Raw genomic sequence first — 19,001 nt, 5'->3', positions numbered from 1 at the left:
TGGGGAAGCACAAATGAGGCGCTGCTACTTGATATCTTCTGGTTTATTGTGGACGTTATGCTAACAACAGTAGAAACTAATAGCCTCTATTCAGTCTACCGGCTCGTGAAGAAGCGGAGCAAGGTGACAAGAAAAACGCCTCGTTAGCTTCCGCTTTAGACGATAAACACGACGTACTGACGGGCTATAACGCAGCCACTGGAAGAAGCCACGGCTCGACCTTACTGAATAGGAGAAGAAGAATGTCATGAAAGTAGAATATTGATCGAATATGTAGCTTACCTGCGTGAACTATACTACGCCTGGAATCGGAACAGAAACCGTCCCGGCAATAGCGCCTAACTATCCGTGTGTGGTACGAAGGGCTGAGAAAAAATTATGAATTAATTATGTGGCTCCGAGTAGGAAAAACCAGCGGCTATGACTTTCAGGCATTCATGATAGTCAACAAGTATGATATAACATGCTTTAAAAACGCATGCAGATCCGCACCTTCGTTTTGAATCACTATTCAAGGTTAGCCCCGATCCCATCGGGGCTATTTTGACGCCTTATTTGGGCTGAAAGGAGGAATACATGGACAAATCCGCGATTGTCAAAACGGGTTTCGGCGTCATTGGCAGCTTCATCTCATGGGTCGTCGGAGGATTTGGATTGGCTTTTACCATCCTGCTGGGACTAATGCTATTGGATTATGCAACGGGGCTCATGGCGGGATACGTCAGAAAAGAACTCAGCAGCCGCACTGGAACGAACGGCTTGCTTCGAAAAACCTACATTATCATTCTTGTTGGCTGCGTGTACATGATTGAACTGTCGGTTCTTAACTCAAACGGAGTGATTGGGGACGGCGTCGTTATCGCGTACAGCGTCATTGAGTTTCTAAGCATCGTTGAGAATGGCGGAAAGCTCGGGGTGCCCCTCGGGCCACTGAGTAACGTCATTTCAGCGATCAAAGGGAAGGAGGAGCGTCATTGACAAGGGAGCAATTTATCGCTGTGGTTGCACCTATCGCTGCGGAACTGAAAAGGGAAGGTTCTCCGATCTTCCCTTCGGTTCGGATCGCTCAGGCTTTGCTCGAAACCGGCGGCAAAATCCATGAGTGGAACAATCTTGTCGGTTATAAAGTTGGCAGCGGCCGGCCCAATGAATTTTGGAAAGGAAAATCGGTAAGCACCAAGACGTGGGAAGTATATGACGGCGTCCGAGTAGATGGTGTGCAAGCCCACTGGCGAGCCTATGACTGCCTCGAAGATTGTTTCCGCGATCAGGATTTACTTTTTCAGTGGAGTCGGTACGATCGTGTACGAAGTGCCCAGACGCCGCAGGAACAGACGGAGATGCTGCGCGTTTGCGGCTATGCCACCGACCCGGACTACTCTAAAAAGTTAAACCATTTGATCGCGAGCTATTCGCTTGAACAGTACGATAAGGAGGCAACAGAGGTGATGCTGGATGCAGGAGTGGCCAATACAATTATCGATACATGGATGAGTCCGGCTTGGAAGGAGTCCGAGGCAAAACGCTGCGAGGCGGAACAACAAGGAGACACGAGCACTGCCTCCGCTCATCAACAACAGGCGGATTATATTCATTGGCTCGCAAATGAGCTTCGGAAGGCATCCGGGCAGGTTTCGTAACAAATCGGATGTATAATAAATTGACGGACCCAGTCCCTACTGGCTTTGTTGGTAGGGATTTTTTTGTTTTACTATGATAAAAGGTACCCCAAACCGGAAAAACGCGGATTAGAGGTACCTTGGTTATTTTATAACAGAACTTTATTTTTTCTTCAACGCTTCGATATCGGCTTCCATACGAAGCTGGCGGCGATTAAGAATGTCTACGCTATGCTCAAGGGTATTTTGCTCCGCTCGAATCTCTTTATTTGCTTTGTTCTGTTCGTCAACATATGAATCAATTGACCGATTATGCGTTCATTGTGATCGAAGCGGGTATGAACCTTGCGGAACTCGTCGTCTACTTTCTCGAGCTTATCATCAATCTTTTGAAACTTCTCGGTGAATTCGTAGCGTTAATACGAACATGATGCGAACATCAAGGTTCCGAATCGCAAATGCTCACTCACGTCTCCCCACTAGCCCCCTTACCAAGAGTCCCCGCTGTACTCACATACATGCATTTACATTGCTTCTATCCAATGGCAGAACAACGACGAAGCCGCTTCCCCAACGCAACTGCTAGGTAGACATGCGCGGGAGAAACATGCTATCATTACACTGTTTCCTAGCAAATGTTTTCTATAATAATTTCATATCATAATAGAGCAGGTGCTGATATCCGTTGAAGACGGAATCGGCTTAAAAGGGAAGCCGGTGAAAATCCGGCACGGTCCCGCCACTGTAAGCGAGGAGTTTTTTCCGTATCGCGTACGCCACTGTTGCCAAGTCAATGGGAAGGCTGCGGAAAAAGCAATGAGACGCAAGTCAGGAGACCTGCCCGCTCTGTTGCGGCTGTTTCGTTCGACGACGGCCGGCAACGAAGTCACCACAAAACCTACGCGGATAGGGAGGTGTACGGGAGCGGTACAGGACAGGCAGCAAGGCTGGCGATCTGGCGTCACAGCGGCGCTCGTCGCATAGGTCAATGCTGGCTGCACTCGTCTCAGCAACCTAAGCTCGCACAAGCATCTTCCGACAAGGGAGATGCTTTTTTTGTTGCTCTCTCAGTTTATGGAAAAAGAAATCGGCATGAGTCGCTAGTTCTCTGAATAGGTTTATCGCATGGACAGCCGGCTGGAGTACGTCAGTTACAGGCCTCGGGAGCCTTGTACTCCAGAGGAAGCATACTTAACAGGAGGCGGCAATGATGAAGGGAAAATTGTCAGTCATCGGGTTCGGCCCGGGCAGCTTCGATCATATTACGAAACGGGCAAGGGAAGCGCTCCAGGAAAGCGACGTCGTGATCGGCTACAACACGTATGTGGATCTGATCCGGGGGCTTTTGAACGAGCAGCAGGTGGTCCGCACCGGGATGACGGAAGAGGTTAGCCGGGCGCAGGAAGCGGTGCGTCAAGCCGAAGCGGGAAAAACGGTGGCGGTCATTTCGAGCGGCGATGCGGGCGTGTACGGGATGGCCGGGCTAATTTACGAAGTGCTGATGGAAAAAGGCTGGCGGCGCGAGGAAGGCGTCGAAGTGGAGGTCATTCCCGGCATTTCGGCGATCAACTCTGTGGCTTCACTGCTGGGCGCGCCGGTCATGCACGACGCATGCACGATCAGCTTGAGCGACCATTTGACGCCGTGGGAGATCATCATTCGCCGGGTGGAAGCGGCGGCTTCCGCCGATTTCGTGATTGCGCTATACAATCCGCGCAGCGGCAGACGCACCCGGCAGATTGTTGAGACGCAGCGCGTGTTGCTCCAGTACCGGTCGCCGGATACGCCGGTAGGGATTGTGAAAAGCGCCTATCGCGAGCGCCAAGACGTGGTTATAACGACGCTTGGCAAAATGCTCGAGCACGATATCGGCATGCTGACGACGGTCATCATCGGCAACTCTACAACGGTCGTCTACGATGGACTGATAATCACGCCGCGGGGATACCAGCGCAAGTATACGCTGGACGCCGACGTGCAGCCGCTCCGGCCACACGAAAGGCTGCGGACGGAAGCGGAGCCATGGTCGCTGGACGCGCAGCAAGAGGAAGCGTCCAAGAGCGTGAGCGAGGAAAATAAAGCGCTGGCAGTCGAATCTCGTTCAGACGGGCTGAGCGAGTCTGTGAAAGGTCCCTACGTCGTCGATTCGATGCTCGATCCGCTGGGCGGACCGGTTTACGGAGCGAGAACGGAAGGCGAATCGCCGTTGGCTCTTGCACTTGAAGCGCTGCGGCTTGTCGATGCGCACCGGGGCGTTCCCGAGTCGGCTCAAGGCGAGCGGAACGGCTACCTGTTTAAGCAGGAGCAAATCCTTGAGTTTGCCGTAAGCCCTGGGCTTGCGGAGAAAAAGCTGACGGCGCAGCAGCTCATGCTGCTTGCGGAAGTCGTCGGCGAGCATGGGACCATGGAGTATACGCCGCATCATCAGATGCTCGTGCGCATTGCGACGTCGGACCCGGAAAGTGTAACCGGACGGCTTAGGGCTGCCGGACTGCTGCTCGCTCCGGTCGGCGATGTTGCGCAGATCAAGGCTTGCGATTTTTGCAATATGGATAAGGCCGATTCGGTGCCGTACGCCGAAGAGCTGCACCGTCGTCTGGGGGGCATGCGCGTACCCAAGGAGCTCAAAATCGGCTTCAACGGCTGCGGCATGGCCTGCTACGGTGCAGTGAAGGAAGATATCGGAATCGTGTACCGCCGGGAGAAATTCGATTTGTTCCTCGGGGGCAAAACAGTTGGACGCAACGCCCATGTGGCGCAGCCGGTTGCCGAAGGAATCGAGCCGGAGCGCCTGGTCGAAACGATCGAGCGGATTGTAGCGCGTTATGCGGCGGACGGGCATCCGAACGAGCGGTTTCATAAATTTTATAAGCGCGTCAAGGAGCTGGAAGGCTACCGGTATCAGGAGGTACCGGCGTTTCAGATCGAGAACGCGGTATGCGGGGATTAAAGGCGTACGCGCTTTTTTGAAGCAACTGCTTAAAAGCAATAAGCAACAATGAAAATGAGGAGGAAGCGCATGAACGCAGTATTGTTTGTTGGCCACGGCAGCCGGGACCCGGAAGGGAATGAGGAGATCCGGGAGTTTGTCCGTTCGGTGGAAGGCCGTCTGGGGGAGCCGATCGTGGAGACGTGCTTCCTGGAATTCGAGGCGCCGTCCATTTCAAAAGGCATCGCCACATGCGTAGCGAGGGGAGCTACGCGGATCGCGGTGGTGCCGATTACGCTGTTTGCGGCCGGCCATGCCAAGCTGCATATTCCAGCAGCCATCGATGAAGCGAGACTGAGGTACCCAGCGGTGCAGTTTATGTACGGCCGTCCGATCGGGGTGCACGAGCTGGCGCTGGATATTTTGATCTCCAGGCTAACGGAAGCGGGTGTGGACGGCTTGGCAGGGGCGGACGATACGGCGCTTCTCGTCATCGGACGCGGCAGCAGCGATGCGGATGCCAACAGCGATTTGTACAAAATTACACGGCTGCTCTGGGAGCGGCTTAAGGTGAAATGGGTGGAGACGGCGTTTATCGGCGTGACGGCGCCGCTGGTGGACGAAGGGATCGAACGCTGTATCCGGCTTGGGGCGAAGCGGGTCGTCCTGCTGCCGTACTTTTTGTTCACCGGCGTGCTGATCAAGCGGATGGAGCAGATGACGGAAGCTTTCGCGGAAAAGTATCCGGATCAATCTTTTATATTGGCGGAATACTTCGGGTTCCACCCGACGCTGCAAACGATTCTGCTGGAGCGGGCCCAAGAAGCGCTCCAAGGCGAAACGCGGATGAACTGCGATATGTGCCAGTACCGTCTTGAAGCAATGAAGCATCTGGACCATCATCACCATCACGATCACGAGCATGGGCATGATCATCACCATCACCATCATCACCACCATGACCATGATCATCATCACGACCACGAGCACCATCATGCGCATTCTCATGATCATCACCATGATCACGATCACGCGCACGACCACGACCACGATCACCATCAGCCGGAAAGCAGCGGCGGGAAGCCTGCAGGATCGTCAGAGGCGGCTGCGTCGAAAGAGGTGCTGTCATGATCGTGGTGCTGGCCGGGACGAGCGATGCCCGGGAGCTTGCGCTGCTCATTCGCGCGGCGGGCTATCCGCTCGTCGCCACCGTCGTGACCGAGAGCGCGGCCAAGAGCCTCGAAGAAGCGGGGCTCGAGGTGCGCATGGGCCGGCTGGACGCAAACGGCTTGGCCGATTTGATCCGCAGCCGCGGCGCCCAAGCGGTGGTCGATGCGAGCCATCCGTTCGCGGAGGAAGCCTCCCGCAACGCGATGGCGGCGGCCGAGCAGGCGGGAGTGCCTTACATCCGGTACGAGCGCGAGCGCGGATCGTACGATGGGCACCCGCGGCTGTTTTTCGTCGACGATTACGAAGAGGCGGCCGAGCTTGCGGCGCAGAAGCGCGGCGTCATCATGCTGACGACGGGGAGCAAGACGTTGCAAATCTTTGCCGAGAAGCTGATCGGACTACCGGATACGACGCTGGTGGCGCGCATGCTGCCGCGCAAGGACAATATGGAGAAATGCGAGCAGCTCGGCCTGGAGCAGAAGAACATTATCGCGATGCAGGGGCCTTTTTCCAAAGAGCTGAACCAGGCGCTGTACAAGCATTACGGCGTCAATGTCATCGTTACGAAGGAAAGCGGCAAGGTCGGCGCGGTGGAGGAAAAGCTGTCGGCGGCGCTCGAAATGGATATCGATACGATCGTTATCGGCCGGCCGCAGCTGGAGTACGGCGAAGTATATTCGGATTTTGAAGGTGTCACGAACGCGTTAAACGCATTATTTCAGGAGGTGCGCGATTAATGGATTTTCGCACGGAATTTAAACCGCTTACCGTTCAACCGCAGGAAATCGAAGAAAAAAGCTTCGAAATGATCACGGAGGAGCTTGGCGAGCACAACTACACGGAAGAGCAGTTCAAGGTCGTGCAGCGCGTTATTCACGCATCGGCGGATTTTGAGCTCGGGCGCAGTCTGGTGTTCCATCCGGACGCGATCCGCGCCGGAATCGAGGCGATCCGCAGCGGCAAGCCGGTGGTGGCGGACGTGCAGATGGTGCAGGTCGGCATCAGCAAGCCGCGGCTGGCCAAATACGGCGGAGACGTGCGGGTATACATTTCGGATGCAGACGTGATGGAGGAAGCGAAACGGCTGAACACGACCCGGGCGATCATTTCCATACGGAAGGCGGCGCGGGAAGCGGACGGCGCGATTTATGCGATCGGCAATGCGCCGACGGCGCTGCTGGAGCTGATTCGCCTTGTCAAGGAAGGGGAGGCGCGTCCGGGACTGATCGTCGGCGTACCGGTCGGCTTCGTATCGGCGGCGGAGTCCAAGGAAGAGCTGCTGAAGCTGGACGTGCCGTTTATTACGAATATCGGGCGGAAGGGCGGCAGCCCGGTCGCAGTGGCGACCGTTAACGCACTGTCGCTGCTCGCCGAACGGCAGGGATAACGCGATGGCGGACGGCGGGGAAAAGGAAACGAAGCCGCTCCGGCATGGCTATACGACGGGCGCCTGCGCGACGGCGGCGGCTCAAGCGGCGCTCGAGGCGCTGATTGTCCAGGAGTCCCAGACGCAAGCGACCATTCGCCTGCCGATCGGACAGGACGTGACGTTCGAAATCGTCGCCTGCGCTTATGCGTCCGATTGGGCGTCCGCCGAGGTGATCAAAGACGGCGGCGACGATCCGGACGCCACGCATGGCGCGCGGATCATCAGCGAGGTGTTCTGGCGCGAAGCGCCGGGGATTGAGATCGACGGCGGCGTCGGGGTCGGCCGGGTGACGAAGCCGGGGCTGCCCGTCGATGTCGGACAGGCGGCGATCAATCCGGTGCCGCGGAAAATGATCCGCGAAGCCGTCGAAGCGGTGCTGAACCGCTATGAGCTGCATCGTGGCGTGCGCGTGGTCGTCTCCGTGCCGGACGGCGAGGAGATTGCGAAGAAGACGCTCAACGGGCGGCTGGGCATCCTCGGCGGCATCTCGATATTGGGGACGCGCGGCATTGTGGTACCGTTCTCGACAGCCGCTTACAAAGCGAGCGTCGCACAGGCGATCCGCGTGGCGGTCAAGGGAGGCTGCAGCCACGTGGTGCTGTCGACCGGCGGGCGCAGCGAGAAGTTCGGCATGGAGCTGTATCCGGAGCTGCCGGAGGAAGCGTTTGTCGAGATGGGCGATTTCGTCGGCTTTGCGATTCAACAATGCGCACGGCAGGGCATTAGCAAAATTACGCTTGTTGGAATGATGGGTAAATTTTCCAAAGTGGCGCAGGGCGTCATGATGGTTCATTCGAAGAGCGCCTCGGTCGACTTCGGATTTCTGGCTCGTATGGCCGAGGAAGCGGGAGCGCCGGAGGCGGCTGTCAAGGAAATTTTGGAAGCGAATACGGCGGCGCAGGTTGGTGATCAGATGCAGGCGCTCGGCTGTACCGCGTTTTTCGACGTGATGTCCGGCCATTGCTGCCGGGAGTCGCTGCGGGAAGCGGGAGCGTTTGGACCCGAAGCGAAGCTGCGGACGCCGCTGGAAGTCGAAACGGTGATCATTTCGATGAAGGGCGCGCTGTTGGGGCGCAAAAGCATGACGAACGAGGTTTAACGGTCTGCTTGTGCTTGTATAGAGGGCTGCGAATGACCGGACTTGGACTCCGGCAGGCAGGCGAGCGAGAAGGAAAGGGGTACACGCATGGGAGAGAAAATCGCAGTGATCGGGATTGGCGACGACGGAGCGGCGGGTTTGCCGCAGGCGTATCTCGACCGGATTCGGCAATCCGAGCTATTGATCGGCGGGGAGCGGCAGCTGCAGTTTTTTGCCGATACCGCGGCTGAAAAGATCGTGCTCAAAAGCGGGCTGTCCGAGCTGACGGAGCGCCTGAGGTCGGAAACCCGGAACACGGTGGTGCTGGCTTCGGGCGATCCGTTGTTTTACGGGATCGGAGGCTATTTGGCCGGCAAGCTGCCCGGGCGGGTGGAGGTTTACCCGCAAGTGAGCTCGCTGCAGCTTGCTTTTGCGCGGATCGGCGAGAGCTGGCAGGACGCCGTAGTCGTCAGCGCGCATGGGCGCAGCATGCAAGGTTTGGCGCAGCGGATCGACGGCGCGAAGAAGGTGGCGCTGCTCACGGACGAGCATAATACGCCGGGGGCGATTGCGCGCTATTTGCTGAATTACGGCATGACCGAATACGACGTGTTCGTCGGCGAGAACCTCGGCGGACCGGGCGAGCGGACGGGCTGGTTCGGGCTGCAGGAGCTGGCCGATACGGCGCAAACGCACTTTTCGCCGCTCAATGTCGTTGTGCTGCGGATGCGCAAAGACGCCGAACCGCCGCGCTGGGCGCTCGGCATCGAGGATGGAGAGTTTGCGCAGCGGAAGCCGGACAAAGGGCTCATCACGAAAAAGGAAGTCCGTGTGCTCAGCCTAGCGGCCCTGCAGTTGAAGCGGGACAGCGTCGTTTGGGACATCGGCACCTGCACGGGCTCGGTCGCGATCGAAGCGGCGAAAATATGCCGAGAAGGCGCGGTGTACGCCATCGAAAAGAACGAGGGCGACCTGGATAATTTTCACGAGAACGCCCGCAAATTCCGTACGGACATTACCGCCGTACACGGCAAAGCGCCGCAAGGTCTGGAGCAGTTTCCCGATCCTGATGCGGTCTTTATCGGCGGCAGCGGCGGCGAGCTGCGCGAGCTGTTGGCCGTGTGCTGTGCCCGGCTGAAGCCGGAAGGGCGGATCGTGCTGAACGCGGTGACGATCGAGAACTTGTCCGCCGCGTCGCAAGCTTTTGCCGCAGAAGGGTTCGTGACGGACATTACGCTGACCCAGGTGAGCCGCAGCAAGCCGATTTTGGACATGACGCGGTTTGAAAGCTTGAATCCGGTATACATCATTGCAGCGCGGAAGCGGACGGATAAAGGAGAGGACGGAACGGATGAGTAAGCTGGGCACGTTGTACGGATTGGGCGTGGGGCCGGGGGACCCCGAGCTGATTACGGTGAAGGCGTTCCGCCTGCTGAAGGAATCGCCGGTCATCGCCTACCCCCGCAAGAAATCCGGGGCCAAGAGCTACGCTTTGGCCATTACGGAGCTGTACGTCGATACCCGGGAGAAGGAAATGGTCGGTCTGACTTTCCCGATGACGAAGGACCGCGAAGCGCTGGAAAAGCAGTGGAACAAGACGGTCGACACGGTATGGGGCTATCTCAGCCAAGGGAAAAATGTCGCGTTCGTCACGGAAGGCGATCCGATGCTGTACAGCACGTACATTCACCTGATGCGGCTCATGAAGGAGCGGCATCCCGAGGTGGAAGCAGTATCCATACCTGGGATCTCTTCCGTGCTTGCCGCCGCGTCGAGGCTCGGTCTGCCGCTGGCGGACGGAGACGAGCAGGTGGCTGTCGTGCCGGCGACCGATGATTACGACGCGATGCGCCGGGCGATTGAAACGCACGACTGCGTCGTGTTCATCAAGGTAGCGAAGGTCATCGACCTGATGCTGACCGTGCTGCGCGATCTGGGGCTGGTCGACAAGGCGGCCGTCTTGACCAAAGTAACCTCTGCGGAGGAGCTGATCTGGCGCAACATTGAGGAGCTGGCCGGACGGGAGCTGGAATATTTGACGCTGATGGTGGTGAGAAAATAGATGAAAATTTATATTATCGGAGCAGGTCCCGGAGACCCTGATTTGATCACTGTCAAAGGACTGCGCATTCTGCAGGAAGCGGACGTCGTATTGTACACGGATTCTCTTGTCAATGAAGAGCTGATTGCCCGGGCGAAGCCGGGTGCGGAGGTGCTGCAAAGCGCGGGCATGAGCCTGGAGGAAATGGTCGCGGTCATGTCCGACCGGGTCAAAGCGGGCAAGCTCGTCGCCCGGGTGCATACTGGAGATCCGGCGGTGTTCGGGGCGATCATGGAGCAAAAGGCGCTGCTCGCCAAAGAAGGCATCTCCTGCGAGATCATTCCGGGCGTCAGCTCGGTGTTTGCATCCGCAGCCGCGGTCGGCGCGGAGCTGACGATCCCGGATCTGACGCAGACGCTGATTCTGACGCGGGCCGAGGGACGTACTCCGGTACCGGACCGCGAGCAGTTGAAAGAGCTGGCGTCGCATCACTGTACGATCGCGCTGTTCCTCAGCGCGACGCTGACTAAAAAAGTCGTGCGCGAGCTGACCGAAGCCGGATGGAGCCTCGATACGCCGGTAGCGGTCGTGCAGCGGGCGACATGGCCGGATCAACTGATCGTCCGCACGACGCTGGAGAAGCTCGACGAGGATATGCGGGCGAACGGCATCCGCTCGCATGCGATGATTTTGGCCGGGTGGGCGCTTGACCCGAATATCCACGAAAAGGACGAATACCGCTCCAAGCTGTACGATAAAACGTTCACTCACGGCTACCGCAAAGGAGTGAAGGAATGATGAGCGCGAAGGGCGGAGACGGAGAGCGGAACGATATGGTGTCGGAGGTGGTGTCGGAGGTGGTGTCGGCCGCAGCTTCGAAAGGAGCGGCGGATAACGCGTCCGAAGCTGCAGCGGACGGGGCTCAGCCCATTGTTCTGCAAGAAGGCGTAATCCCCATGGTCCGCTTGAACGGCGATTACGCCGTCGTAGCGATTACGAAGCACGGCGTGGAGCTGGCGCGCCGTTTGCAGAGCACGTTTTCCCATGCCGACGTATACTATATGTCCAAATTCGCGCGAGGCGACGAGGCGGCCAAAGGCATTCAATTGTTCGAGGGCAGCGTGCGGCTGCTGTTTCCCGCGCTGTTCCCGGCGTATAAGGGCATCATTTGCATCATCTCGCTGGGCGCGGTAGTCCGGATGATCGCACCGCTGCTGGAGGATAAAAAGAAAGACCCTGGCATCGTCGTCATCGACGACAAAGGGGAGCACGTCATCAGCGTGCTGTCGGGCCATCTGGGCGGAGCCAACGAGCTGACGCGCGAGGTGGCGGCGGCGCTGGGCGCAAGACCCGTGCTGACGACCGCGTCGGATGTACAGAAGACGATCGCCGTCGATCTGTTCGGCCGCCGCTTCGGCTGGACGTGGGAGTCGGCCGACAAGCTGACACCGGTCAGCGCGTCCGTCGTCAACGAAGAGCGCGTCGCCGTCGTCCAGGAGTCCGGCGAGCCGGACTGGTGGCTGTACGATACGCCGCTGCCGCAGACGATCCGGGTGTACGGCGACGTGCGGAGCGCGCTGGCCGAAGAGCCACAGGCGGCGTTAGTCGTCACGCACAGGTTGCTGGGGGCCGACGAGGAAGCGATTCTCGCCAACGGCGTGCTGTACCGGCCGAAGGTGATCGCGCTCGGCATCGGCTGCAACCGCGGAACGGCGGCGGAGGAGATCGAAGCGGTGATCCGGGAGACGCTCGAAGAGCTGCGCTTCTCGATCCGCAGTGTCAAGGCGGTCTGCACGATCGATCTGAAGAAGGACGAGGAAGGGCTGCTTGCCGTCTGCGCCAAATACGGATGGCCCCTCGAATGCTATACGCCAGGCGAATTGAACGAGATGCCGATGGAAGAGCCGTCGGACACGGTGTTCAAGTTCACCGGCGCTTACGGAGTCAGCGAGCCTGCGGCTAAACGGTACACCGGCGCGGAACGGCTGGCGTTGACCAAAAAGAAAAGCGGCAACGTGACGATTTCCGTCGGTCTGATGGCGTTTGGGAAGTAATCTCACGTACACGACTGCTGTATAGAAGTAAAAACGGAAATTTTAGCTTAGCCGCGGAAGGGAGCCGATAAACCTCATGAGCGAATCTAGAGCGCACCGAAGCCTCGTCGTCGCCGGAACGGGCAGCGGGGCGGGCAAAACGACCGTCACCATCGGACTCATGGCGGCGCTCCGCCGCCGGGGCATGACGGTGCAGGGCTTCAAATGCGGCCCGGATTATATCGATCCGACCTATCATAAGGCGGTGACGGGCAGACCATCCCGCAATTTGGACAGCTGGATGCTGACCGCAGATACGGTGAAGGAAATTTACGACCGGGCTTCCCGGGATGCGGATATTTCGATCATCGAAGGCGTGATGGGATTTTACGACGGCAAAGACCCGCTGTCCAATACGGGAAGCACGGCGGAAATCAGCCTGCTGCTCGATTGTCCCGTCCTCCTCGTCGTCAACTGCCAAAGCATGGCCCGCAGCGCCGCAGCTATCGTCAAAGGCTTCCAGTGCCTTGAACCGCGCGCCCGCATCGCCGCCGTATTCGCCAACAAGGTCGGCAGCGACGGGCATTACCGGATCGTGAAGGAAGCGATTGAGCAGGAATGCGGCATCCCTGTTATCGGATACATGAAGCGGGAGGACGCGCTTTCCGTCCCCGAAAGGCATTTGGGGCTGGTGCCGTCCATCGAGCGCGGGGAGCTTGGCGGCTTGTTCGAAACGCTGGCCGACCGGATCGACGAGACGGTCGATATGGATCGGCTGCTGGAGCTTGCGCAAGCGTCCGAGCGTCTGGCCATCCCGGAGCCGCGCTTGTTCGCCGAGCCGTCCCGCCGTTACCAGGTACGGATGGCGGTTGCCCGGGACGCCGCATTTCATTTTTACTACCCGGAAAATTTGGAGCTGCTGGAGTTGTACGGAGCGGAGCTTGTCTATTTCTCGCCGCTGGCGGGCGAACCGCTGCCGGAAGATGTGCAGGGCTTGTATATCGGCGGCGGATTTCCCGAGGAGTTCGCCGAACGGCTAAGCGCGCAGACGCAGGTCACCGACTCGATCCGCAGCGCCGTGGAGCGCGGGCTTCCGACGCTGGCCGAATGCGGCGGCTTTATGTATTTGACGGGAGCGATCGGAGATACGCAGGGGAGAAGCTACCAGATGCTGGGCCTCGTCCCGGGTCAAGTGACGATGCAGACGAAGCTGGCGGCGCTCGGACTGCGGGAAGTCACGGGGGCGGAAGGCAACTTTTTGCTGCCCGCAGGGGAGACGGCCCGCGGGCACGAATTCCATTACTCGGTCTACGAGCCGCAGTCAGAGCTGCCCCACGCTTACGAGACAAAGGGACTGCGCGGCGCGAAAAAGGACGGCTGCCTGCTCCATCGGACGGTAGCCGGCTACACGCACTTGCATTTTGCTTCGAACCCCGGCATCGTGGCGCGCTGGCTGGAATGCTGCGAAGCGTACGGCCAATAGAATGTGAAAAGAGGGCTAACCGGCGGTCGGTCGCACGACGCGTCGATTGGCCCTTTTTGGCGTATATGGCGTCGTCAAAATGGCTAAATCGTCCATTGGTCATGAACGATACCGGCCAAATACCAAGTATCAGCGTGCTTTTGGAAAACGAGCCTCAGACTGCTCCAGCCCATTTCGTTATGGTCTGCATCGCGGCTGAAATGGTACTCGACAAAGATCGAATGCGGATACGCCTCGCGAAGGTTAATAACCGAGTTGCCCTGCCTCACGAGCTCGTTGTACCCGATTTTTTCCGGCTGCGCATAATCCCGGTCATAGATGAAACGTTTGTAATAATCCGGGAACGTCAGTTGGATCGGAGCACCGCTGCCGTCATAGGTCCCCCAAGTATACACGATTTTGTCTTGAAGGAGTCCCGGAAGCTGCTCGGCTTTAAAAACCAAGTCGTGCTTTACATCGACCGTCGCATAAGGAGAGAATCGGACACCTTTTTCCGGATGGATGTACTGCCGGAGCTCGTTCGTATCTTGATGCTTGATTGCAGTAAGGACGGTTTCTGCTTGTTTGGTAATAATCTTCTTTGCCTCATTCGGCGTCCCGGTTCGTCAAGGGATAGGGTCTTTGAATAAGAACCGGGTGGCAGGGAGGAGGCGACCGGAGCGAGAAGCAGCGTCAGCACCAAAACAACCGTCTGAATAAGCACGTAATCTCACCTCTTTTCTCATCGGAAATTGGACTAGTACACGATGGCTCAATTTAGATAGTCATGATTAAGAAAACGCTGTGGCGTTGCTGACAAAATCGTTTTGTGCATGTATTGTATGCTTAAGAGACTTAGTAAACGTCTCGGAGGATCAAACCATTGCTAGTCAACGAAGCACCCGTCATTGTACTTGGTTCCAAACAACGAAAAATTTTGGAAGCGGTTAGAAAGGAAACACATAACCCTTGGCATTGGATTCAAGGCTCAACGATCATTTTAATGGCAGCAGATGAATCATCGGTCCGCAAAGGGAGGTTGAAATGATGCATTCCTATCGTCCTATACAATCGCCGAAATTGCAGCCGGAGCTGCATGGCCCCGGGTACGTCTACCAGGAATATGTGCCGAGCCGTCAGTTAGCGTCGCATATTGCTTGCTATTGGACGATGGATTTTCAGGCCGGCGCCGGGAATCCATGGCATCGGGTCCTCCCGGACGGCTGTGTCGATATTATCGTGGATCTTCATTCCCCCTCTTACGGGAAGGCCGCGTTTGTCGATGGGCTATCGACCCGTTACAAAGTTTTACATTTCACCAAAGCGCGTTCGGTGTTCGGCATCCGGTTATATTCGGAGTCGGCCCGGGCTTTTTTGAAATATCCCCTCTCGGCGATTGTTGGACACCATGTTTTTCTGGAAGAGCTCTGGGGCGTGGAAGGGCGGCTGATGGCCGAAGAAATAATGGCCGCAAATATCGCTTCGGAAATCATTGCAATCGTTGAACGCAAATTAAGCCAAATGCTGGCTTGCAGCGATACGTCTACCCCTTCCCTGGTGTACCAAAGCACGCAGTATATGTACGAGTTCAAAGGGAATCTGTCCGTAACGGATTTGGCCGAAAAAGTTAATTTCAGCGAACGGCATCTAAGAAGGGCATTTGATCGGGAACTCGGCTTGAGCCCGAAGGAGATGCTGGGAATCATTCGGTTTCAAAGCCTATTGCAGGAGTTTTCTAGCGGTAGCTATTCCAGCTTGACGGACCTGGCACTGAAATACGGTTACTATGATCAGTCGCATTTTGCCAAAGACTTTGCACGTTATTACGGGCTGCCGCTAAAACGAATGATGAAAAAGGGCTGAAGAAGTCCGTTTTTTACTATTTTGACTGTCAGTACAAGATATAGGATAGGGAGGTGAAAAGAAAATCAAATCGCAACGATTGGAGTGGTGAAGCATGGCAGTTCAATTGAAAAGAATCGGGATTTTCGTGAAGGATATGAGAAAGGCGTTGGAGTTCTACCGTATGTTGGGTTTGGAAATACCGGAAAGCGCCGACGAAGAAAAGCACGTTGAGGTGGAACACAACGGGCTTCGCTTGGCCGTGGCCACACGGGAATCGGCGCAAGTAGTTTATGGTAGCTGGGAAGAGCCTTCCGGATATCGAATCGAGCTTGCCTTTCAGTGCGCCAGCCGCGAAGCGGTGGACGTGCTGTACCGTCAATTGACGGAGCATGGATATATCGGACATCGCGGGCCGTTGGATGGGTTCTGGGGAGAGCGCTACGCAATCGTGCAGGACCCTGACGGCAATCTGATTAGTCTTGCCGCTTAGCGTAAATATATGATAATAGTAAAGCCACTCCGTCTGGTCGGAGTGGTTTTTTTGACATGAAAGGAAGTAAATCCGTTTCGGCTTTTGGAAATCTGGATATTAAAGCCTTCGTATATATTATATACCCGCAATACGATCAGATAAAACGGCCCCGCCGCGTTTCTCCTGCGACAGAGGAGTTCGCACCGGAACTAACGATTCCCGGAGCGGAACAGCGTCTCGCCGATAAATCCGCCTTCTCCCGCACCTGGCGGACAAGCGAATACGGCGCTGGACACATGCGAAGTGAATTTATTGAGTGCATCCAGCTTCGCAAGCAGGGATAGCATGGGGATGAACTGCTGCTTGACGCTCCGCTGAAAGCTGATAAAAAAGAGACCGGCATCCCACTCGCCTGTGCCAGCGTCGAGCCCTTCGACGTAGGAATAAGCCCGGCGAAGCATTTTCGTTCCCGCGCTGCGGGCCAGCCATACATGCGAGCTCGCCGGAAATTGGCTCAGCGGAGCAGGGTCGAATTCGTTCTTTTTGCCGAAAGGAGCGCCGCTCTCTTTAAGCCGGCCGAAGGTGATCTCCTGCTCGGCCAGCGTAGCCCGGTCCCACGGCTCCAGAAACATGCGGATTTTACGCGTGACCAAATAAGTGCCGTTCGCCATCCATGCGGGTGCGTCGGACGGCGCTACCCAAACGTGCTGCGATCTCGCCGCATCCGAATCGAGCTCGCGGTTGGCCGTGCCGTCCTTGAATCCGAAAAGATTTCTCGGCGTCTGCCCGTCAGGCGCTCCGATGTAGCCGTTCTGAACCCAGCGGATGACCGCGGTGCCTTTGGAGGCTTTGGCCAAGTTACGGATTGCATGGAAAACGACGCCCGGATCGTCCGCGCATGCCTGCACCCCGATATCTCCGCCGCTCCATTGCGGGTTGAGCCGGTCGTCGGGCATGGGCGGAATGTCGGATAGCTCGGCCGGCTGTTCGGAGGCGAGGCCGAAGCGGTCTTTGCCGTTGCTCTGGAACAACGTAGGTCCGAACCCGAACGTGAGAGTCAGATTTGAGGGGGAAAGCCCCTTTGTTTCTCCGGTATCCGCCGGCGGCGATGTCACGTTTCCGCCTTCTCTCAAAGGCTTCCCGGCTGTCATGAGCGCGCTGGCAGCAGACCATTCTTGCAATAATTTCAATAGCTGCCCGGCATCCTGATGTAAAATATCGAATGCGGCGAAGCATACGTACTGCTGCTGAGGGGTGACGATCCCGGCCTGCTGCGGACCATAAAATGGGGTGACATCGCCGGCATCCGCTTGCTTCGTCGCCGACATGCCGGAGCCCGGGCCCGGATCGGCACGCTTAAGCGACATTAGGGTTGCCATCCCGCTCATGCCCAGCACAACGCCGGTTCCGGCAATGGCCGTCAGCTTCAGCATCTCGCGGCGGCTGATCGATTCATTCTCCGTCTCCGGGCGCTTCTCCTCGGCTGCGTTTTGTTCTTCCTCTGGCGTACTGTTCATTGAAAAAGCCCCCTTTTTATACATTCAATCCCGGCAAGTCCGGTGAGGTTTCGGTGCAAATGGCGTCGAGCCGCAGCTCTGTCTGCATTAACCGTTATCATGGCTCCCGCGGCATGAGGACGGATAAAAGAGACCGGATGGTTTCTTTTTTACAGTAATTCAGAATCCAGCTGTTTTCAACCGTCCCATGTTACGAATTTGCGACAGTCGTAACGCGGCACAGAGATCTGCGAGTGAAAAGGGGGACCGGGGTGGTAAGCTGAAAAATGTCATTGACTGCCAATGATAACACGTGTTATTTTAAGCTCAGGAGGGATTGATCTTGAAACGCGTAACAAGCTTTGATGTAGCGGCGAAAGCCGGCGTCTCCCGCAGCGTCGTCTCTGCGGTGCTTAACGGCACGCCGGGGATTGGCGTCAGCGAGGAGAAGCGGCGTGCCGTGCTGCAGGCGATCGAAGAGCTGAATTACGTCGTCGATGCGCAAGCTCAAGGGATGCGTACCGGCCGCAGCCGCTGTATCGCGGCTTGCGGCGATCTGCGCAATCCGCTGTTCGCGCAAATGCTGGAAGGACTGCAAAAGGCTTGCGCCGAGCAAGGATACCACGTCCTGCTATACGGAGGCACCCAGCTTGCCTCGGATCGGCAAGGTTTGGTGGAGCTGTTCCTGCAGCGCCGGATCGACGGCATCGTCACCAAGGACTCGACGAGCTTCCAGGACGACGAGTGGCGGCGGCAAGTCGAACGCCACCGCATTCCTTACGTGTCGGTAGAAGGCTATCCGGAAACCGCGGAGGTAACCTCCGTACAGATGGACTATGCCCAAAGCATCCAGACCGCGCTCGATTATGCGTGGAGCAAGCTCGGCAAACCTTTGACCTACGTCGAGCTGTACAATGGTCCCGAGCATCGGCCGAACTGGGGGGATCGCCAGCGGACGAGTGCTTACACCGAGTGGATGCGGGAGCGGGGCCTGGAGCCGCGCATTCGGGTAAAGCCGCAGGCCGAATGGCCGGAGGACAGCGACTGGTGGCGGGAGCTGCTGCGCAGCGGGCCAGAATCGCCCGGCTGCTTGACGAACTGGTCGCGTGCGGCGGTGTCTTTGTACCGCGCCGCTTTCGAGTCGGGGATGCGCATCGGTCAAGATTACTTCGTGATGGCTGCGGACAATACGGAAAGGCTGAATGCGGGGCTGGTGCCCTCGCTAAGTGCGGTGGAGGTTCCTTATGCGGAAATGGGCGAAGCTGCGGGAAATCGGCTGATCGAATACATCGAGGAGCAGAGAGAACGGACCGATACAACCCGCATATGGCTACCGGCCAAGCTGATGGCGCGGGAAAGCTTGTAGCTCCCGTGCCGTCGCACAGCATCGGCTGCTTTGTAACACATTATTTTTTGTCACGATATAA

General features: G+C 57.3%; 17 protein-coding genes and 1 riboswitch. Of the genes, 15 read left to right on the top strand and 2 right to left on the bottom strand.

Annotation, left to right across the window (positions count from 1 at the left end):
• Positions 1-576: 576 nt before the first annotated feature.
• From KQX66_RS23410 to KQX66_RS23355, 12 genes are all read left to right on the top strand, one after another.
• Positions 577-978: a phage holin family protein gene (locus KQX66_RS23410; RefSeq protein ID WP_216795223.1), complete on the top strand. Its 402-nt coding sequence runs from the start codon at positions 577-579 to the stop codon at positions 976-978.
• Complete coding sequence (locus KQX66_RS23405; RefSeq protein WP_216795222.1) at positions 975-1,640, top strand: glycoside hydrolase family 73 protein; 666 nt, start codon at positions 975-977, stop codon at positions 1,638-1,640. Before KQX66_RS23410 ends, KQX66_RS23405 begins: the two co-directional genes overlap by 4 nt.
• A 632-nt stretch (positions 1,641-2,272) precedes the next feature.
• Positions 2,273-2,478, top strand: a riboswitch (cobalamin riboswitch).
• Positions 2,479-2,829: 351 nt separating this feature from the next.
• Positions 2,830-4,569, top strand: a complete 1,740-nt coding sequence (gene cobJ / locus KQX66_RS23400) for a precorrin-3B C(17)-methyltransferase (RefSeq protein WP_216795221.1) — start codon at positions 2,830-2,832, stop codon at positions 4,567-4,569.
• Between the two features lie 69 nt (positions 4,570-4,638).
• On the top strand, positions 4,639-5,679 hold the full coding sequence (locus tag KQX66_RS23395; protein ID WP_216795220.1) for a sirohydrochlorin chelatase: 1,041 nt from the start codon (positions 4,639-4,641) through the stop codon (positions 5,677-5,679).
• A complete protein-coding gene (gene cobK / locus KQX66_RS23390) occupies positions 5,676-6,455 on the top strand; it encodes a precorrin-6A reductase (RefSeq protein ID WP_063183638.1) in 780 nt (259 codons plus the stop codon). The genes KQX66_RS23395 and cobK overlap by 4 nt, the downstream gene beginning before the upstream one ends.
• The gene (locus KQX66_RS23385; RefSeq protein ID WP_025853116.1) at positions 6,455-7,105 is read left to right on the top strand and encodes a precorrin-8X methylmutase; all 651 of its coding nucleotides are present in this window, start codon (positions 6,455-6,457) and stop codon (positions 7,103-7,105) included. The genes cobK and KQX66_RS23385 overlap by 1 nt, the downstream gene beginning before the upstream one ends.
• A 4-nt stretch (positions 7,106-7,109) precedes the next feature.
• Positions 7,110-8,246, top strand: a complete 1,137-nt coding sequence (locus KQX66_RS23380; protein ID WP_216795219.1) for a cobalt-precorrin-5B (C(1))-methyltransferase — start codon at positions 7,110-7,112, stop codon at positions 8,244-8,246.
• 87 nt (positions 8,247-8,333) lie between these two features.
• The gene (gene cbiE, locus KQX66_RS23375) at positions 8,334-9,584 is read left to right on the top strand and encodes a precorrin-6y C5,15-methyltransferase (decarboxylating) subunit CbiE (protein ID WP_216795218.1); all 1,251 of its coding nucleotides are present in this window, start codon (positions 8,334-8,336) and stop codon (positions 9,582-9,584) included.
• Entirely contained in the window at positions 9,577-10,287 is a 711-nt protein-coding gene (cobI, locus tag KQX66_RS23370; RefSeq protein ID WP_108534435.1) for a precorrin-2 C(20)-methyltransferase, read from the top strand. Before cbiE ends, cobI begins: the two co-directional genes overlap by 8 nt.
• Positions 10,288-11,064, top strand: a complete 777-nt coding sequence (cobM, locus tag KQX66_RS23365; protein WP_216795217.1) for a precorrin-4 C(11)-methyltransferase — start codon at positions 10,288-10,290, stop codon at positions 11,062-11,064. It begins immediately after the preceding gene.
• A 158-nt stretch (positions 11,065-11,222) separates the two neighbouring features.
• Entirely contained in the window at positions 11,223-12,320 is a 1,098-nt protein-coding gene (locus KQX66_RS23360; RefSeq protein ID WP_216795277.1) for a cobalt-precorrin 5A hydrolase, read from the top strand.
• Positions 12,321-12,396: 76 nt separating this feature from the next.
• Entirely contained in the window at positions 12,397-13,782 is a 1,386-nt protein-coding gene (locus KQX66_RS23355) for a cobyrinic acid a,c-diamide synthase CobB (RefSeq protein ID WP_216795216.1), read from the top strand.
• 83 nt (positions 13,783-13,865) lie between these two features.
• Here the strand turns inward: KQX66_RS23355 and KQX66_RS23350 are convergent, their stop codons facing one another.
• On the bottom strand, positions 13,866-14,225 hold the full coding sequence (locus tag KQX66_RS23350) for a hypothetical protein (protein WP_216795215.1): 360 nt from the start codon (positions 14,223-14,225) through the stop codon (positions 13,866-13,868).
• A gap of 580 nt (positions 14,226-14,805) precedes the next feature.
• Between KQX66_RS23350 and KQX66_RS23345 the strand changes: the two genes are divergently transcribed.
• Together KQX66_RS23345 and KQX66_RS23340 are read left to right on the top strand one after the other, a co-directional pair.
• A complete protein-coding gene (locus KQX66_RS23345; RefSeq protein WP_216795214.1) occupies positions 14,806-15,624 on the top strand; it encodes a helix-turn-helix transcriptional regulator in 819 nt (272 codons plus the stop codon).
• Positions 15,625-15,718: 94 nt separating this feature from the next.
• Positions 15,719-16,096 carry a VOC family protein gene (locus KQX66_RS23340; protein WP_054975522.1) on the top strand — a complete coding sequence of 126 codons (378 nt, stop codon included), beginning with the start codon at positions 15,719-15,721 and terminating at the stop codon, positions 16,094-16,096.
• Between the two features lie 191 nt (positions 16,097-16,287).
• On the opposite strand, the gene efeB is transcribed toward KQX66_RS23340, so the two are convergent.
• Positions 16,288-17,595 (bottom strand): iron uptake transporter deferrochelatase/peroxidase subunit, encoded by a 1,308-nt coding sequence (efeB, locus tag KQX66_RS23335; RefSeq protein WP_216795213.1) that lies wholly within the window; start codon positions 17,593-17,595, stop codon positions 16,288-16,290.
• A 322-nt stretch (positions 17,596-17,917) separates the two neighbouring features.
• Between efeB and KQX66_RS23330 the strand changes: the two genes are divergently transcribed.
• Positions 17,918-18,940, top strand: a complete 1,023-nt coding sequence (locus KQX66_RS23330) for a LacI family DNA-binding transcriptional regulator (RefSeq protein ID WP_216795212.1) — start codon at positions 17,918-17,920, stop codon at positions 18,938-18,940.
• The last annotated feature ends 61 nt before the right edge of the window (positions 18,941-19,001 follow it).

This window comes from Paenibacillus oleatilyticus (assembly GCF_018998565.1).
Classification (GTDB): domain Bacteria; phylum Bacillota; class Bacilli; order Paenibacillales; family NBRC-103111; genus Paenibacillus_G; species Paenibacillus_G oleatilyticus.
The sequence above is the reverse complement of the archived record's forward strand: the minus strand, read 5'-3'. Positions and strand labels throughout refer to the sequence as shown.

Excerpts from the sequence above, each read along its gene's own strand:
- KQX66_RS23410 (WP_216795223.1), top strand. The coding sequence starts at position 577 with ATGGACAAATCCGCGATTGTCAAAACGGGTTTCGGCGTCATTGGCAGC.
- cobJ (WP_216795221.1), top strand. The coding sequence starts at position 2,830 with ATGAAGGGAAAATTGTCAGTCATCGGGTTCGGCCCGGGCAGCTTCGAT.
- KQX66_RS23395 (WP_216795220.1), top strand. The coding sequence starts at position 4,639 with ATGAACGCAGTATTGTTTGTTGGCCACGGCAGCCGGGACCCGGAAGGG.
- cobK (WP_063183638.1), top strand. The coding sequence starts at position 5,676 with ATGATCGTGGTGCTGGCCGGGACGAGCGATGCCCGGGAGCTTGCGCTG.
- KQX66_RS23385 (WP_025853116.1), top strand. The coding sequence starts at position 6,455 with ATGGATTTTCGCACGGAATTTAAACCGCTTACCGTTCAACCGCAGGAA.
- KQX66_RS23380 (WP_216795219.1), top strand. The coding sequence starts at position 7,110 with ATGGCGGACGGCGGGGAAAAGGAAACGAAGCCGCTCCGGCATGGCTAT.
- cbiE (WP_216795218.1), top strand. The coding sequence starts at position 8,334 with ATGGGAGAGAAAATCGCAGTGATCGGGATTGGCGACGACGGAGCGGCG.
- cobI (WP_108534435.1), top strand. The coding sequence starts at position 9,577 with ATGAGTAAGCTGGGCACGTTGTACGGATTGGGCGTGGGGCCGGGGGAC.
- cobM (WP_216795217.1), top strand. The coding sequence starts at position 10,288 with ATGAAAATTTATATTATCGGAGCAGGTCCCGGAGACCCTGATTTGATC.
- KQX66_RS23360 (WP_216795277.1), top strand. The coding sequence starts at position 11,223 with ATGGTCCGCTTGAACGGCGATTACGCCGTCGTAGCGATTACGAAGCAC.
- KQX66_RS23355 (WP_216795216.1), top strand. The coding sequence starts at position 12,397 with ATGAGCGAATCTAGAGCGCACCGAAGCCTCGTCGTCGCCGGAACGGGC.
- KQX66_RS23345 (WP_216795214.1), top strand. The coding sequence starts at position 14,806 with ATGATGCATTCCTATCGTCCTATACAATCGCCGAAATTGCAGCCGGAG.
- KQX66_RS23340 (WP_054975522.1), top strand. The coding sequence starts at position 15,719 with ATGGCAGTTCAATTGAAAAGAATCGGGATTTTCGTGAAGGATATGAGA.
- efeB (WP_216795213.1), bottom strand. The coding sequence starts at position 17,595 with ATGAACAGTACGCCAGAGGAAGAACAAAACGCAGCCGAGGAGAAGCGC.